The sequence below is a fragment of the Cytobacillus sp. OWB-43 genome (genome assembly GCF_034651445.1).
Classification (GTDB): Bacteria; Bacillota; Bacilli; order Bacillales; family Cytobacillaceae; genus Cytobacillus; species Cytobacillus kochii.
Map to the genome: position 1 here is coordinate 1 of NZ_JAYEFF010000020.1, position 356 is coordinate 356.

A 356-nucleotide genomic window follows, 5' to 3' on the forward strand; every position below is an offset into this window, starting at 1 on the left:
TAGTAAGATCCCTGAAAGATGATCAGGTTGATAGGTTAGAGGTGGAAGTGTGGCGACACATGCAGCTGACTAATACTAATCGATCGAGGACTTAACCAATTCGAAATGCGGAGGCGCCTTGCCCAGGTGCGACAAGCATAAGGCGAATTTGACAGGAGGTTGTTCTTTAACCTCATGACAAATTTGACTTATGACCTCGAGCAACTAGGCGCCGCAGCTGGACAGAACTACGTAAGTAGTATCCTACAGCACGCATTCAGGCGATTACTCAATAAATATCTTCTTCAACATTACCTAGTTTTGAGGGAACGATTCCCTTACAATTTCATAGTCCGGTGGCGATAGCGAGAAGGTCA

1 rRNA gene is annotated in these 356 nt (G+C 45.5%); it reads left to right on the forward strand.

From position 1 onward, the window contains the following. Positions 1-99, forward strand: a 23S ribosomal RNA gene (locus U9M49_RS22640); the annotation flags it as partial. Positions 100-356 lie beyond the last annotated feature (257 nt).